Origin of the sequence: Burkholderia sp. GbtcB21 (genome assembly GCF_019091065.1) — a bacterium.
GTDB classification, from domain to species: Bacteria; Pseudomonadota; Gammaproteobacteria; order Burkholderiales; family Burkholderiaceae; genus Burkholderia; species Burkholderia pyrrocinia_C.
Genome location: NZ_JAGXKA010000005.1, coordinates 1 through 15,168, shown reverse-complemented (window position 1 = coordinate 15,168; position 15,168 = coordinate 1). Strand labels below are relative to the sequence as shown.

Genomic DNA, 15,168 nt, shown 5'->3' with positions numbered 1-15,168 from the left:
TTGCCGGCGACGCTTCAATGACAAAACAAATTTGCCTCGTCGTGCGCGTCGTGTTCAGGTCGCCGAAGCATCGGCCGCTGCTTCGTTCTTTTCGCGCTCGGGGCAACCCGGCTCCTTGTAGGCGCCGTGATCGAGCTTCTCGACCAGGTAGTCGACGAATGCACGCACCGCGGGCGGCATCCCCTGCCGCGACACGAACACCGCATACAGTTGCGGCACCGGCAGCGTCCAGCCCGGCATCACGGGCGACAGTTGGCCCGCACGCAGCGCGTTGCCGTACATCATCTCCGGCAGCGCCGCGATGCCGAGGCCGTCGAGCACGGCCTCGCGGATCGTCATCAGGTCGGCCGTCACGAGCCGCGGGTCGTGCTCGTGCACATGACGCGTACCGTCCGGCGCGATCAGGTTGAACACATGCCGCCCGTCGACGCTCGGCGTATCGAGCGTCTCGAAGTAAGTCAGGTCGTCCGGCACCAGCGGCGGCGCATTCTGGCTCAGCAGGCTCGGCGCGCCGACCAGCATCTGCTCGGTGCGCCACAGCGGCCGCACGACGATGTTGGCGTTCTGCGGCGGTTCCGAGCGAACTCGCAGCGCGACGTCGACCGAATCTTCGAACAGGTCGATCACGCGGTTCGTCACGCGGACGTGTACCTTCACCTCGGGATAACGACGCAGGAATTCGGGCAGGATGCGCGACAACATCGTCTGCGACAGCGTGACGGGCACGCTGACCCGCACCGAGCCGCGCGGCGACGCGCGCAGCTGCTGCACCGCGTTCATCGCGGCCTGCGCTTCGGCGAGCATCGCCTGGCAATGCTGGTAGAACAGTTCCCCCGCCTCGGTCAGCGCGAGCTTGCGCGTCGAGCGCTGCAGCAGGCGCACGCCGAGCGCCGCCTCGAGCTCGGTCAGGCGCCGCGACAGGCGCGATTTCGAGATGCCCAGCACGCGCTCCGCAGCCGAGAAACCGCCATGTTCGACAACCTGCGAAAAGTACATCAGGTCGTTCAGGTTATGCGCATCGATATTCATGTCATCGTTCCAATTTCAGAACAATCCATTGCGAACCGCCGCAAATCGAACGGTTAAACGCCCAATATAATAGCGCTATGTTTCAAAAATAACGCTATTCCGATGATTTCGAGGGCTTCCGCATGACGACCGCTCGCTCGCTTGATCGCACCTACCCCGCGCTTCGCACGACCGAAGGCGGCGGCTTCGTGGTTCACCGCCCGTTCCCCACCCGGCTGCTGATGGATTTCGATCCGTTCCTGCTGCTCGACGAAATGGGCCCCGTCGACTACGCCCCCGGCGAAGCCGTGGGCGCGCCCGACCATCCGCATCGCGGCTTCGAAACCGTGACCTACGCACTCGACGGGCGCTTCCGCCATCGCGACTCGTCCGGCCATGCCGGCACGCTCGGCCCCGGCGACGTGCAGTGGATGACGGCCGGCTCAGGCGTCGTGCACAGCGAGATGCCCGACCCGGCGTTCGCGCAGGCGGGCGGCCGCTCCCACGGCTTCCAGCTATGGGTCAACCTGCCGCGCCGCGACAAGATGATCGCGCCGCGCTATCAGGAGATCCCCGCCGACCGCATTCCGAGCGCGACGTCGCCGGACGGCCGCGCACGCGTGCGCGTCATCGCCGGCGAAGCGTTCGGCGTCCGTGCCGCGATCGAGACGCGCACGCCGATCCTCTACCAGCATTTCACGCTGGAACCGGGCGCGACGGTCACGCAGCCCGTGCCGGCCGGCTATCGCGTGTTTGCCTATCCGATCGACGGAACGGGCCTCTACGGGCCCGACAGGCAGGCTGTCGATGCACGGCACATGATCGTATACGGCGACGACGGCGACACGGTCACGTTCGCCGCCGGCGACACGCCGCTCGACCTGCTGCTGATCGGCGGCGTGCCGCTCAACGAGCCGATCGTCCGCTACGGCCCGTTCGTGATGAATACCGAGGAAGAGATCCGGCAGGCCGTCGTCGACTACCAGACCGGCCGCATGGGCCGCATCGAAGCCTGACGCCCGATCGGGGGCGGCAGGTGCCGCGAAACGGATGGTTTTGCGTCACAATAACTTCTTGAACCATGTGGCCGCCCACCACCAGAAGGAATCCGTACCCTTGAACTTCGAACACCTGATCCAGATCAACTCCGATGATCCGGCCGTGCCGACCCTCACCCGCGACCAGCTCTGGGAAGGCCTCGTGCTGCGCGCCGAACAGCCGCAGCTGTTCGTGCTCGGCCTCGATAGCTGCGTCGTCCACGAACGGACGGAAACGACGCTCGAACGCGAACTGCACTACGGCCACGCGACCGTACGCGACCACGTCACGTTCACGCCGAACCAGCAGGTCCGCTACGACATCCGCGCGGCCGATGGCGAGATCGGCGGCTCGCTGACGATGACGATCGAGGAGCGCGAAGACCACGAGCTGTTCCTGCGTTTCGAATACCGCACGACGCTGACCGTCTCGGACGACAGCGAAGAAGCACGGCAGACGCACGGAATCGTCAAGGAAGCGTACCGCACGTCGGATATCGACACGGTCCGCCTGATCCGTGAATACGCACAGGGCCGCAAGGATCCCGATCCGCTGCACTGAACCCGGTGGCGGCCTGCGGGCCGCCCTTTGATTCAAACTATCAAGTCCACCGCTTCGATCGATAAAGAGTTTTTGTAAATGGGAATAGTTATCATTTAGAATTCATTCCATCGTATCGACAGTCACCGATCAACCGAATGACCGACACCATGCGCCCGACCACGCTGACCTTGCGCCGCACGACCGGCACCGCAGGCAGCAGCCGTCAAAAGACGGCAGCGGTCACGACGCCGGCGAAGCCCGCCGGCAACCGCGATGCAGGCACGCGGGTCGTCAGCAGCGATGCGCTGCTGCAAGGCCACAGCCACATCAGCATCGCGCATAACGGAGAGACCTATCAGTTGCGTGCCACACGGCTCGGCAAACTGATCCTGACGAAGTAACGACCGAGTATTGTGGGGACCACCTCCCTGAGAGGTGTTGGGCATTAGCCAGCGTAACGGCTTGCACGCGAGATCTAGACCCCTTCGTGCAAACACACTCAAGCAGCCGTTGCAGCAAGCCAAGCCACTTTTTTTTGGTTCTCGCACAAGGAAGAAAAAAAGCGACACGTCGAACGACGTGTCGCTTTTTTGTTTGAGCGACCAATGCGTGACGCTAGTCACCCACGTTCGTTGTCGCTCAATGCATGCCGAAAGCTGAACCGCGCTTGTTTCCTCGCGGCTTCGCACCACAGCCGAAGCCGCAGCCGAGGCCGCACACGAGCCGCTTCAGAAACCCCAGAACATCAACCACCATGCGCTGTCGACGACCGCAAGCCCGACGGCGAACCACGCGAATGCCGCGAGCCGGCGCGGCCACGCCGCATAACGCCCGGTCACTTGCCACGCGAGCCACGCACTCCATGCGTTGGCCCCGACCAGGATCGCGATGCGCACGTCCGTTGCCCAGCCGAGCGGCACGTGTTCGGCACGCAGCAACGACAACGTCGTTGCCGACAGCCCGAGGAACACGCCCGCGCCCGCGATCGGGATCAGCGCCTGCGCGAGGTGATGCAGCCGCACGCGATCGAAGCGGCCGAGCATCAGCGTGGCGCCGGCCAGCAGCACCAGCAGCGCCGTGCCGTACACGAGCCCCGTGCCGACGATATAGCTGACGATCAGCCCGCCGTCGAGCCAGGAGAACACGTCGTTGCGATCCGGATAATGCGTGAGCAGGAACCAAGGCGCGTTGGTTTCGAGCGGCCAGGTGATGTCACGGTCGATCAGCCAGCCCGCGAGCCATTGCTTGATCTGCACGAACCACGGACTGACGGTCCAGTGGAACGCGCCGATCGCAACGCCGAGCAGGCCGTACAGGATCAGCGCGGTATCCCACGGGTTCGCCTGCTGCGCGCCGAGGTTCACGACCTCGTCGGACGGCGAGCGCGACGACAGCGAGATCGCGTCGCGGTGCCCGCTGCAGCGGCCGCACATATGGCACGCCGCGGCGCCCTTCATGCTGCGCAACGGCACGAGCGGCGCGCAGTTGATCGGAATCACGCGATGGCCATGCTCGCCATTCTTGTACGAACGGCGCCACGCATCCTCGTCGACCTTGTAGCGCATCGGCGCGAGCCGCGCGAGCAGCCCGAATACGCCGTTGACCGGGCACAGGTACTTGCACCACACGCGCTTCTCGCGGCCGTACAGCACGCCGATCACGATCGCGCCGACGGTCGAGCCGCCGAGCACGAACAGCACCGCGAGCGGGTACTGGTACACGCTCACCATCTGCCCGTAGATCGTCGTGATCCCGAACGCGACGAACGGCCAGCCGCCCCACCGAATCCAGCGCGGAATCGGGCCGCCGCGGCCGAACTTGCTCGCGTATTCGGTGAGTGCACCTTCCGGGCACAGCACGCCGCACCAGACGCGGCCGAGCATCACCATCGACAGCAGCACGAACGGCCACCAGATGCCCCAGAACGCGAATTGCGCGATCAGCGTCAGGTTGTTCCACAGATGCGCGGAATCGTCCGGCAGCGGCAACACCGCCGGCACGATGATCAGGAACGCGTAGACGGCGACGACGCCCCACTGGATGCCGCGGATCAGCGCACCGTGGCGCTGCATCCACTGGCCGGCCTGCGCGAGCCAGCCCGGCTTGGCTGCGGCGACAACGCTCATGCCGCGCGGCCTGCTGCAACGGCCGGACGACGGCTCGCGCGCTTCATCAGCAGCCAGACAACCGCCCAGTACACCGCATAGGCGACCAGGTTGGTCAGTGCCGGGTGCGCGCGATAGCCGGTGAGCGTCGCGACGAGCGAGCCGAACGTGCCCGAATCATCGAGGATCGCGGACGTGTCCCACACCTGCGAGATGCCGAGCGGCAGGATTTCCTTGTCGATCAGCTTGTCGACGCCGGTCTGGAACAGGCCCGCGCCGAGGAACAGCAGCATCACTTCGGTGACGCGGAAGAAATGCCGCCACGAGAAGTACTTGCCGCCGAGCTGCAACAGATAGAACGTGAGGAACGCGAGACCGAGGCCAATCACGACCGCGAGCATCTGGCTGCCGTCGACGTGGCCCGACTGGCCGAAACCGAGGCCGTACAGGAAGATCACCGTCTCGCTGCCTTCGCGCGCGATCGCAAGCGCGACCAGCACGGCGACGCCCCACCAGTTCGAATCGCGCGTGCTCTGCTGCAGCGATTGCTCCATGTCGCGCTTCAGCGTGCGCCCGTGCCGGCGCATCCACAGCACCATCTGCACGATCAGCACGCATGCGATCAGCACCATCGCGGTCTGGAAGTAGTCCTGCGCGTCGCCGGACAGCACTTCGGTGAAACCGACCAGCGCGGCACCAAGGCCGACCGCCATCAGCAAGCCGACGCCGACGCCGGCCCAGAGAAAAGGCAGGCCGCGGCGCGCGTCGTCGTCGCCGTTTTTCAGCCATGCATAGAGAATGCCGACGACGAGCAGCGCTTCGACGCTCTCCCGCCAGACGATGAACAAGATCTGACCCATCGATACCTCCTGACGCGCGAAGCAACGGACTGGTATGCTCGCGCGCAGATAAAACGCGTTACTTCGCGACGATCACGCCCTGTGCCTGCTGGTGGAAATCGTCGAAAAACTTGTATTCGCCCGGCGACAGCGGAGCGACGACCACGAACGAATCGGCACCCGGCGCAAGCACCTTCTCCTTGCGCAGTTGCACGCTCTCGAATTCGGCCGCGCCCTTGCCGGTGTTCTTGATCTCGATCTTGAAACGCTGGCCGGCCGGCACTTCGATGCGGGCGGGATTCAGCTTGCCGTCCGCCATCTCGAGCTTGAACGTCGGCAGATCGGCTGCGTGCGCTGCGCCTGCAAGCCACAACGCAGCGGCTGCGGCGATGATTTTCTGGGGAGTTTTCATTCTGGATTCTCTACGCCGACGGCGCGCCGAAGCGCGCCGTTCGTGATGCCGCCGATCAGTAACCGCCCTTCTTGCCGATACCGGCGAACGGGAAGTCGTACTCGAGCGTAATGGGCTTGAACCATGCGCCCACGCCCGTTTCCTTGTCGACGTGACGGCCGAACGCCATGTGGCCCGACTGCATCGGCGGCTTGACGACCATCGTCAGGTGGTACTTGCCCGGGCCGTTCAGCTTCACGTTGTCGCCATAGTGCGGACCGTCGCTCGCGACCATGCCCATCAGGTCGCCTTCAGCCTTCCACTTCGTGTCGCCCTGCTTCGTCAGCTTGTACGCGACCTGCAGGTACGGCATCCAGTCGCCTTCGGCGAAACCCGTCGGGTTGTTCTTGACCGCATGGATGTCGGCCTCGAGGTGGATGTCGGAATCCGACGCCTTGCGCATCATCCCTTCCGGGTCCATCGTGATCGGCTGCAGGTACACCGCGCCGATTTCCATGCCGCCCTGGATCTGCTGCTTGCCGATCGGATATTCGGCCGCCGAGGCCGACATCGCGGCAAGCGCCGCCGCTACCGCAACCGTCGTGCGGATGAACGAAGAACCCAACATGGACACTCCTTGTTATTTGTCTGACTATCTTGACGACATCCGAGCCGCCGCCGGGGCGGCTCGCTGAAAACACTAACGCAATGAAGAACGTTAATGCGAACTATTCTCAATAATAGCGGAGTTTAGCACCGAACCGGTTTCCGAACAAACCGGATACCGTGTAAACCCCTGATCCGACAAGGCTTACAGACCGGTTACTGACAGGTTTTGGTGACGTTTGGAAAGATTTACCGGCCGCCGCTGATGTGGTCGCCGACGTTCGCGCCGAACACGCGCTCGCGCAGCAGCGCAAGCTGGTCGCGCGTCGCGGCGGCCTTCTCGAACTCGAGGTTCTTCGCGTAATCGGCCATCTGCTTCTCGAGACGCTTGATTTCCTTCGCGAGCTGCTTTTCCGACATGTCCTCGAATTTCGCGCGTTGCTGCGCCTCCTTCAGCTCCGCGCGCGCCTCGTCCGCGTTGTAGACACCGTCGATGATGTCCTTGATGCGCTTCACGACGCCGCGCGGCGTGATGCCCATTTTCTCGTTGTGCGCGATCTGCTTCGCGCGGCGCCGCTCGGTTTCGCCGATCGCGCGCTTCATCGACTCGGTCATCGTGTCGGCATAGAGAATCGCCTTGCCGTTCACGTTCCGCGCGGCGCGGCCGATCGTCTGGATCAGCGAGCGTTCGGCGCGCAGGAAGCCCTCCTTGTCCGCATCGAGGATCGCGACGAGCGACACTTCGGGAATGTCGAGGCCCTCGCGCAGCAGGTTGATCCCGACCAGCACGTCGAACGTGCCGAGCCGCAGATCGCGGATGATCTCGACACGCTCGACCGTGTCGATGTCGCTGTGCAGGTAGCGCACCTTGACGCCATGGTCGGCCAGAAACTCGGTCAGCTGTTCGGCCATGCGCTTCGTCAGCACGGTGATCAGCACGCGCTCGCCGGCCTTCACGCGCGCGTTGATCTCGGTCAGCACGTCGTCGACCTGCGAGCTCGCCGGCCGCACTTCGATTTCCGGATCGACGAGCCCCGTCGGCCGCACGACCTGTTCGGCGACCTGCCCAGTCACGCGCTTCTCGTAGTCGGCCGGCGTGGCCGACACGAACACGACCTGGCGCATCTTGCGTTCGAACTCGGGGAACTTGAGCGGCCGGTTGTCGAGCGCCGACGGCAGGCGAAACCCGTAATTGACGAGGTTTTCCTTGCGCGCGCGGTCGCCGTTGTACATGCCGTTCAACTGGCCGATCAGCACGTGCGATTCGTCGAGCAGCATCAGCGCATCGGGCGGCAGGTAGTCGACGAGCGTCGGCGGCGGCTCGCCGGGCGCGGCGCCCGAGAAATGCCGCGAGTAGTTCTCGATGCCCTTGCAGAAGCCGAGCTCCTGCAGCATCTCGAGGTCGAAGCGCGTGCGCTGCTCGAGGCGCTGCGCCTCGACGAGCTTGCCGTCGCGGTGGAAGAATTCGAGGCGTTCGCGCAATTCGTCCTTGATCGTCTCGACCGCGCGCATCACGGTGTCGCGCGGCGTCACGTAGTGCGACGACGGATACACGGTGAAGCGCGGAATCTTCTGCCGCACGCGCCCGGTCAGCGGGTCGAACAGGTGCAGCGTCTCGACCTCGTCGTCGAACAGCTCGACGCGCACGGCCATTTCCGCATGTTCGGCCGGGAAGATGTCGATCGTGTCGCCGCGCACGCGGAACGTGCCGCGCTGGAAATCCTGCTCGTTGCGCGTGTATTGCATCGCGATCAGCCGCGCGATCACGTCGCGCTGGCCGAGCTTGTCGCCGGTGCGCAGCGTCAGGATCATCTGGTGGTATTCGGACGGGTTGCCGATACCGTAGATCGCCGACACCGTCGCGACGATCACCACGTCGCGGCGCTCCATCAGGCTCTTCGTCGCCGACAGCCGCATCTGCTCGATGTGCTCGTTGATCGACGAATCCTTCTCGATGAACAGGTCGCGCTGCGGCACGTAGGCCTCAGGCTGGTAGTAGTCGTAGTACGAGACGAAGTACTCGACCGCGTTGCGCGGGAAGAACTCGCGGAACTCGGCATAAAGCTGGGCCGCGAGCGTCTTGTTCGGCGCGAACACGATCGCCGGGCGGCCGAGCCGCGCGATCGTGTTCGCCATCGTGAAGGTCTTGCCCGAACCCGTCACGCCGAGCAGCGTCTGGAAGGCAAGGCCGTCGCCGATACCTTCGACGAGCGTGTCGATCGCGGTCGGCTGGTCGCCTGCGGGCGGATACGGTTGATACAGCTGGAACGGCGACCCTTCGAAGGTGACGAATTTGGATTCGTCGAGCGCGTCGCCGACTTCGGCATGATGTTCGGACATGGAATGCGGCCGGAGCGAGGGCAAAGAAAGCATTCTAGCGCTTCGCGGCCGCGCGAACTGCTGTCGGCTCCTGACGCGCGACGGCCGCCCGAAATCGCGATTCGCCGCCGAATCGCGCGCCCCCGCCAGCGCGAATTCGCTACAATGTCAGGCTGCTGCGCTTTCCGGCGTCGCGCCCGTTGGCGCGCGGTTCGCTGCGCCCGCCCGCCGGCTGAAAGCCTGACCCTCTTTTCACTACTGCCGAATCATCATGTCGCTCTTCTCCGCTGTCCAGCTTGCTCCCCGCGACCCGATCCTGGGCCTGAACGAAGCCTTCAACGCCGATGCGCGTCCGACCAAGGTCAACCTCGGCGTCGGCGTGTACACGAACGAAGAAGGCAAGATTCCGCTGCTGCGCGCGGTTCGCGAAGCAGAGAAGGTGCGTGTCGAGGCCGGCCTGCCGCGCGGCTACCTGCCGATCGACGGGATCGCCGCCTACGATGCGGCCGTGCAGAAGCTGCTGCTCGGCAACGATTCGCCGCTGATCGCAGCGGGCCGCGTGGTCACGGCCCAGGCACTGGGCGGCACGGGCGCACTGAAGATCGGCGCCGATTTCCTGCGCACCGTGAACCCGAACGTGAAGGTCGCAATCAGCGATCCGAGTTGGGAAAACCACCGCGCGCTGTTCGAAGCGGCCGGCTTCGAAGTCGTCGCGTACCCGTATTACGACGCCGCCACCAACGGCGTGAACTTCGAAGGCATGCTGTCGGCGCTGAACGGCTATGCGGCAGGCACGGTCGTCGTGCTGCACGCGTGCTGCCACAACCCGACCGGCGTGGACCTCACCGAAGCGCAATGGCAACAAGTCGTCGACGTCGTGAAGGCGCGCAACCTCGTGCCGTTCCTCGACATGGCGTATCAGGGCTTCGGCGAGAACATCGAGGCCGATGCGGCCGCCGTGCGCCTGTTTGCCGCGGCCGACCTGAACGCGTTCGTGTCGTCGTCGTTCTCGAAGTCGTTCTCGCTGTACGGCGAGCGCGTCGGCGCGCTGTCGATCATCACGTCGAGCAAGGAAGAAGCCACGCGCGTGCTGTCGCAACTGAAGCGCGTGATCCGCACGAACTACTCGAACCCGCCGACCCATGGCGGCGCGGTCGTCGCAGCGGTGCTCGCATCGCCGGAACTGCACGCTTCGTGGGTGCAGGAGCTTGGTGAAATGCGCGATCGCATCCGCGCGATGCGCAATGGTCTCGTCGAGCGCCTGAAGGCGAGCGGCGTCGATCGCGACTTCAGCTTCATCAACGCGCAACGCGGGATGTTCTCGTATTCGGGCCTGACCTCGGCGCAAGTCGATCGCCTGCGCGACGAGTTCGGCATCTATGCGGTCGGCACGGGCCGGATCTGCGTCGCAGCGCTGAACACGCGCAACCTCGACGCGGTCGCCAATGCAATCGCAGCCGTGCTGAAGTAACTCGGCACCGGCAGGCGGCCGCCGCCGCCGGCCCCGCCGAAATGAAAAACGCGCTCCCCGGAGCGCGTTTTTTTGTGCCGTTCATCGCAGCGGGCAGCTACGCCGCCCGCGCCCGCGTTACTGCATGAACCAGCCGTGGCTGACGACGACCGACTGGCCGGTGAGCGCGGCGCTCGGGAACGCCGACAGGAACAGCACCGTCTGCGCGACGTCCTGCACCGTCGTGAACACGCCGTCGACCGTGTTGCCGAGCATCACCTTCTTCACCACTTCCTCTTCGCTGATCCCGAGCTCCTTCGCCTGCTCCGGAATCTGCTTGTCGACCAGCGGCGTGCGCACGAAGCCCGGACACACGACGTGCGAGCGCACGTTGTGCTTCGCGCCTTCCTTCGCGAGCACGCGTGCGAGGCCGAGCAGGCCGTGCTTGGCCGTCACGTACGCCGACTTCAGCGGCGACGCTTCGTGCGAGTGCACCGAACCCATGTAGATCACGACGCCGCCGCGATCGTCCTTGTACATGTGCTTGAGCGCGGCCTTCGTCGTCAGGAATGCGCCGTCGACGTGGATCGCCTGCATCTTCTTCCAGTCGGAGAACGCGTAGTTCTCGATCGGGTTGACGATCTGGATGCCCGCGTTCGACACGAGGATGTCGACCGAGCCGAACGTTTCGGCAGCCTTGTCGATGCCGCTGTTCACGGCTTCCTCGTTCGTCACGTCCATCGCGACGCCGATCGCCTTGCCGCCTGCCTTGTTGATCTCGTCGGCGACCGCATTCGCGCCGTCCTGGTTCAGGTCGGCGATCGCGACGGCCGCGCCCGCTTTCGCGAGCTCGAGTGCGATTTCCTTGCCGATGCCGCTTGCGGCGCCCGTGACGACTGCGGTCTTGCCATTCAGATCTGCTGCCATGTCCGTCTCCTCCCGTTATCGGATCGATAAAACACGCGCCGGCCGCATCCGCTTTCATCGCGCGACGTACCGGCGGGCCAGCCGTCATTGTGCACGATCCGCCCCGCCGTTCGCGCGCAAAACGTCTAAGCTTAAGATCGGTTCTGTCACGCAGGAGATTCGCATGCACTATCGACGGCTAGGCCGTTCCGGCCTGCAGATCAGCGCGCTCTCGCTCGGCTCGTGGGTCACGTACGGCAATCAGGTCGATCAGCGGGTCGCGCGGGAATGCCTCGCCGCGGCACGCGACGCGGGTGTCAACTTCTTCGACAACGCCGAGGTTTACGCCGGCGGCAAATCCGAGGAAATCATGGGCCACGCGCTCAAATCGCTCGACTGGCCGCGCATCAGCTATATCGTGTCCACGAAGTTCTTCTGGGGGCTCGCGGAAGCACCGAACCAGTATCACACGCTGAACCGGAAATACCTGCTGAACGCGATCGACGGCTCGCTGCGCCGGCTGCAGCTCGATTATGTCGACCTCGTCTATTGCCATCGGCCCGATCCAAACACACCGATCGAGGAAACCGTCTGGGCGATGAGTGACATGATCGTGCGCGGCAAGGCGTTGTATTGGGGCACGTCGGAATGGAGCGCCGACGAGATCCGTGCCGCGTGCGAGATCGCCGAACGGCATCACCTGCACAAGCCGGTCGTCGAGCAACCCCAGTACAACCTGTTCCACCGCACGCGGGTCGAACGGGAATATGCGCGGCTCTACGACGACTACGGCCTCGGCCTCACGACCTGGAGCCCGCTGGCATCGGGCCTGCTCACCGGCAAGTACCGCAACGGTGTTCCGCCGGGCAGCCGCGCGCAGTTGCAGGGTTACGACTGGATGCGCGACCGGTTGACCGATCAGGCCAGCAACGACATCGTCGAACGGCTCGGCGGGATCGCGGTCGACCTCGGCTGCAGCACGGGCCAGCTCGCGATCGCGTGGGTGCTCGCGAATCCGCGCGTGAGCTCGGTGATCACCGGCGCATCGCGAATCGAGCAGATCGGCGAGAACATGCGCGCGCTCGACGTCGCCGCGAAGTTGACGCCGGATGTGAAGCAACGCATCGAAGAGGTCGTCGGCGACGCATACGAGTAAGGCGACTCACGGCCACTCGCGTACAATACGCGGCCGCATCGGCGCCCGGCCTGACAGCCGCACCCGATCGACCGCTTTCATCGATTCACCTTCTGTTTCAGGCAGCCCGCCATGCTCAGTTATCGTCACGGTTTTCACGCAGGCAATCACGCGGACGTGCTCAAGCACGCCGTCGTCGTCCAACTGCTGCGCTACCTGAACAAGAAAGACAAGTCGTACTGGTACATCGACACGCATGCCGGTGCCGGCGTGTACTCGCTGCGCGACGGCTACGCGGCAAAGACGGCGGAATTCGACACCGGCATCGGCCGGCTATGGAACGACAAGAACCTGCCGGAAGCGCTGGGTGATTATGTGGACGAAGTACGCGCACTGAACGACGACGGCGAACTGCGCTTCTACCCTGGTTCCCCGTATATCGCATGGCGATCGATGCGTGAGCAGGACCGGATGCGCCTGTTCGAAATGCACACGACGGAAATCGACGTGCTGCGCCACAACTTCCGCGACGCCGGGCGACGCGCGATGATCTTCGCCGGCGACGGCTTCGAAGGCATCAAGGCGCTGCTGCCGCCGCCGCCGCGACGCGCACTCGTGCTGATCGACCCGTCCTACGAGGACAAGAAGGATTACGCGCGCACGGTAAGCTGCGTGACGGAATGCCTGAAGCGTTTCGCGACGGGCTGCTACGCGATCTGGTATCCGCAGGTCACGCGGACGGAATCGCAGCGCTTTCCCGAGCAGTTGAAGCGCCTGCAACCGAACAACTGGCTGCACCTGACACTGACGGTATCGAATCCGCCTACCGATGGACTGGGCCTCTACGGCAGCGGGATGTTCATCCTGAATCCGCCGTATACGCTTGCGCAGAGCATGAACGAGGCACTGCCCTATCTGGTCGAGGTGCTGGGACAGGATAGCGGCGCCCGTTGTCAGATCGAGCACCGCGGAAATTGACCGGGCGACCGGCCGTTACGGCTGCGGCCTCGGTGCGAGTCTCGGTTGGTTGGCCGGCGGTACTCCCCAGCCGGGCACATTGATATAGGGTGCGACGAACAGCGGCACCGACGTGTTCGGCGCTTGCCCGGCCGGAGCCCGCATGCCCGCCGGCTCGACGATCGGCTCGGAAGACAACGGCGCTGTCTGCAGCACCAGCCCGCCCTTACCGTCCTGGATACCGCGTTGCGTATCGAGAATCAGCGGTTTGGACGAAGTCGCGGCACCGGCCGCGAAGCCATGGACAAGCACGGCCGCGCCCAGAACGAGACGCGCGCGGGCACTGCGACGCACATCGAGACGCAAACGCATGATCGTGTCCTTCACGGTGAAAAGTAGGCCCATACCATAGCGCCGCGGCAGCGATTTCGCCAGATCCGGCGCACAAAAAAACAAAGCCCCGTCAACACGGGGCTTGCTTATCGGTCGGTGCCACGCGGCACCTGACGGTGACTCGAATTACAGCGAGTAGCCGTTGGTTTCGAGCGAACGGATGCGGTGCTCGAGCTGGACGATATCCGACGACGTGGCGAGGTAAGCCTCACGGCGCTCACGTTCTGCGGATTCGAACCAGTTGCTCAGCTTTTCGACGATGTAGGCGATCATGATGTTCTCCAAGGAAGGGGGACCCCTGGCGAATCGAGATTCAGGGATTTCCCGTATAGGGTATTCCCGAATTATAGCGACGCCGCACCAAGATGCTAGTGAAATACTTGCATGGAAAGCATTCCAATTCGGAATGGGCGCGCACCCACCAAACCTAACTTATTGATTTTTATAGAGGTTGAGTCAGGCACCCATTTCGAGCCCTGAGTGCACGCACTAATCTGGTTCACTGACGGGATCGGCCAAGCGCGCCAAAATCGGGCATTCTGGCCGTCCGTCACCATGGCAGTGCGCGGCCAGGTCGGCCAGCGTATCGCGCATGTCGCTCAGTTCGGCGATGCGCCTGTCGAGTTCGGCCACGTGCTCGAGGGCGATCGACTTCACTTCGGCGCTGGCGCGGGAGCGATCTTGCCAGAGCATCAGCAGCTTGCGGATGTCCTCGACGAGAAAGCCAAGCCGTCGCGCCTGACGGATGAAGCGCAGGATGTGGATTTCGTCCGCGCCGTAGATCCGATAGCCGGCGTCGGTACGCTTGCTCGGCGCAAGAAGGCCGACCTGCTCGTAGTACCGGATCATTTTTGCGCTGACTCCGGATTCGCGCGACGCGTCACCGATATTCATTCCCCGCCCTCTCCATCAAGTCCCGGTTTCGAACGTGAACGTCGACGTATGCAATCGCCGACGACATTTCGATCGTACCAAATCACGCGGCTTCGTTCCGCGGTGGGTGCAGGTAGAAGGAAGACGGCTGATCTCCGGCGGACGCCGAGGGGATGCGATGATGGAGCACGCTACCCGTTGCCCGGCCGCCTCGCATTTCCGCCGCTGAAATGCAAAAACCCCCGCCTTTCGGGCGGGGGTTTTTGGCTTAGGGAGCCTGACGATTACCTACTTTCACACGGGAATCCGCACTATCATCGGCGTAGAGTCGTTTCACGGTCCTGTTCGGGATGGGAAGGGGTGGGACCGACTCGCTATGGTCATCAGGCAAAGAGGGTTGTCGCGTTGCTTCGCAGCGCGACCAATCGGGAAGAAGCAGTAATTTTGAGTTGTGTGTATCACACACGAGAATCCAACATGTCGCTTTGGATCGCAGCCAGTGCTTGCGCACGGCGCCGATCTACAAGGCAGACTTGTTATAGGATCAAGCCTTACGGGCAATTAGTATCAGTTAGCTGAACGCATTACTGCGCTTACACACCTGA

16 protein-coding genes and 1 rRNA gene are annotated in these 15,168 nt (G+C 63.9%); 6 read left to right on the top strand and 11 right to left on the bottom strand.

What is annotated here, in order from left to right:
- Positions 1 to 54: 54 nt before the first annotated feature.
- Complete coding sequence (locus KVT39_RS13365) at positions 55 to 1,029, bottom strand: LysR family transcriptional regulator (protein ID WP_034183490.1); 975 nt, start codon at positions 1,027 to 1,029, stop codon at positions 55 to 57.
- Positions 1,030 to 1,151: 122 nt separating this feature from the next.
- Here KVT39_RS13365 and KVT39_RS13360 point away from each other — a divergent pair, with 122 nt between their 5' ends.
- The 3 genes from KVT39_RS13360 (at position 1,152) to hemP (ending at position 2,990) form a co-directional block, all read left to right on the top strand.
- Positions 1,152 to 2,024, top strand: a complete 873-nt coding sequence (locus KVT39_RS13360) for a pirin family protein (protein ID WP_105391868.1) — start codon at positions 1,152 to 1,154, stop codon at positions 2,022 to 2,024.
- A 100-nt stretch (positions 2,025 to 2,124) separates the two neighbouring features.
- Complete coding sequence (locus tag KVT39_RS13355; protein WP_034183488.1) at positions 2,125 to 2,607, top strand: SRPBCC family protein; 483 nt, start codon at positions 2,125 to 2,127, stop codon at positions 2,605 to 2,607.
- Positions 2,608 to 2,744: 137 nt separating this feature from the next.
- The gene (hemP, locus tag KVT39_RS13350; protein ID WP_034183487.1) at positions 2,745 to 2,990 is read left to right on the top strand and encodes a hemin uptake protein HemP; all 246 of its coding nucleotides are present in this window, start codon (positions 2,745 to 2,747) and stop codon (positions 2,988 to 2,990) included.
- Between the two features lie 327 nt (positions 2,991 to 3,317).
- On the opposite strand, the gene KVT39_RS13345 is transcribed toward hemP, so the two are convergent.
- The 5 genes from KVT39_RS13345 to uvrB form a co-directional block, all read right to left on the bottom strand.
- Positions 3,318 to 4,715 (bottom strand): 4Fe-4S binding protein, encoded by a 1,398-nt coding sequence (locus KVT39_RS13345; RefSeq protein ID WP_217589318.1) that lies wholly within the window; start codon positions 4,713 to 4,715, stop codon positions 3,318 to 3,320.
- Positions 4,712 to 5,554, bottom strand: a complete 843-nt coding sequence (locus KVT39_RS13340; protein WP_027784952.1) for an FTR1 family protein — start codon at positions 5,552 to 5,554, stop codon at positions 4,712 to 4,714. Before KVT39_RS13340 ends, KVT39_RS13345 begins: the two co-directional genes overlap by 4 nt.
- A 58-nt stretch (positions 5,555 to 5,612) precedes the next feature.
- Positions 5,613 to 5,945: a cupredoxin domain-containing protein gene (locus tag KVT39_RS13335; RefSeq protein WP_034183485.1), complete on the bottom strand. Its 333-nt coding sequence runs from the start codon at positions 5,943 to 5,945 to the stop codon at positions 5,613 to 5,615.
- A gap of 55 nt (positions 5,946 to 6,000) precedes the next feature.
- The gene (locus KVT39_RS13330; RefSeq protein WP_034183484.1) at positions 6,001 to 6,552 is read right to left on the bottom strand and encodes an iron transporter; all 552 of its coding nucleotides are present in this window, start codon (positions 6,550 to 6,552) and stop codon (positions 6,001 to 6,003) included.
- Between the two features lie 227 nt (positions 6,553 to 6,779).
- Positions 6,780 to 8,870, bottom strand: coding sequence for an excinuclease ABC subunit UvrB (uvrB, locus tag KVT39_RS13325; protein WP_034183483.1), 2,091 nt, complete (start codon positions 8,868 to 8,870; stop codon positions 6,780 to 6,782).
- Positions 8,871 to 9,120: 250 nt separating this feature from the next.
- Between uvrB and KVT39_RS13320 the strand changes: the two genes are divergently transcribed.
- Positions 9,121 to 10,320, top strand: coding sequence for an amino acid aminotransferase (locus tag KVT39_RS13320; protein ID WP_034183482.1), 1,200 nt, complete (start codon positions 9,121 to 9,123; stop codon positions 10,318 to 10,320).
- Positions 10,321 to 10,437: 117 nt separating this feature from the next.
- Here KVT39_RS13320 and KVT39_RS13315 read toward each other — a convergent pair whose 3' ends face one another.
- The gene (locus KVT39_RS13315) at positions 10,438 to 11,226 is read right to left on the bottom strand and encodes a 3-hydroxybutyrate dehydrogenase (RefSeq protein WP_217589317.1); all 789 of its coding nucleotides are present in this window, start codon (positions 11,224 to 11,226) and stop codon (positions 10,438 to 10,440) included.
- A gap of 163 nt (positions 11,227 to 11,389) precedes the next feature.
- Between KVT39_RS13315 and KVT39_RS13310 the strand changes: the two genes are divergently transcribed.
- Together KVT39_RS13310 and KVT39_RS13305 are read left to right on the top strand one after the other, a co-directional pair.
- Positions 11,390 to 12,361 carry an aldo/keto reductase gene (locus KVT39_RS13310; protein WP_034183480.1) on the top strand — a complete coding sequence of 324 codons (972 nt, stop codon included), beginning with the start codon at positions 11,390 to 11,392 and terminating at the stop codon, positions 12,359 to 12,361.
- A 111-nt stretch (positions 12,362 to 12,472) separates the two neighbouring features.
- Positions 12,473 to 13,318, top strand: a complete 846-nt coding sequence (locus tag KVT39_RS13305; protein ID WP_105391865.1) for a 23S rRNA (adenine(2030)-N(6))-methyltransferase RlmJ — start codon at positions 12,473 to 12,475, stop codon at positions 13,316 to 13,318.
- Between the two features lie 15 nt (positions 13,319 to 13,333).
- On the opposite strand, the gene KVT39_RS13300 is transcribed toward KVT39_RS13305, so the two are convergent.
- The 4 genes from KVT39_RS13300 to rrf form a co-directional block, all read right to left on the bottom strand.
- On the bottom strand, positions 13,334 to 13,702 hold the full coding sequence (locus KVT39_RS13300; RefSeq protein ID WP_034183478.1) for a hypothetical protein: 369 nt from the start codon (positions 13,700 to 13,702) through the stop codon (positions 13,334 to 13,336).
- 114 nt (positions 13,703 to 13,816) lie between these two features.
- A complete protein-coding gene (locus KVT39_RS13295; RefSeq protein ID WP_072445473.1) occupies positions 13,817 to 13,963 on the bottom strand; it encodes a DUF3563 family protein in 147 nt (48 codons plus the stop codon).
- A 216-nt stretch (positions 13,964 to 14,179) separates the two neighbouring features.
- Complete coding sequence (cueR, locus tag KVT39_RS13290; protein WP_034183477.1) at positions 14,180 to 14,584, bottom strand: Cu(I)-responsive transcriptional regulator; 405 nt, start codon at positions 14,582 to 14,584, stop codon at positions 14,180 to 14,182.
- A 254-nt stretch (positions 14,585 to 14,838) separates the two neighbouring features.
- Positions 14,839 to 14,951: ribosomal RNA gene (gene rrf, locus KVT39_RS13285) — 5S ribosomal RNA — on the bottom strand.
- Positions 14,952 to 15,168 lie beyond the last annotated feature (217 nt).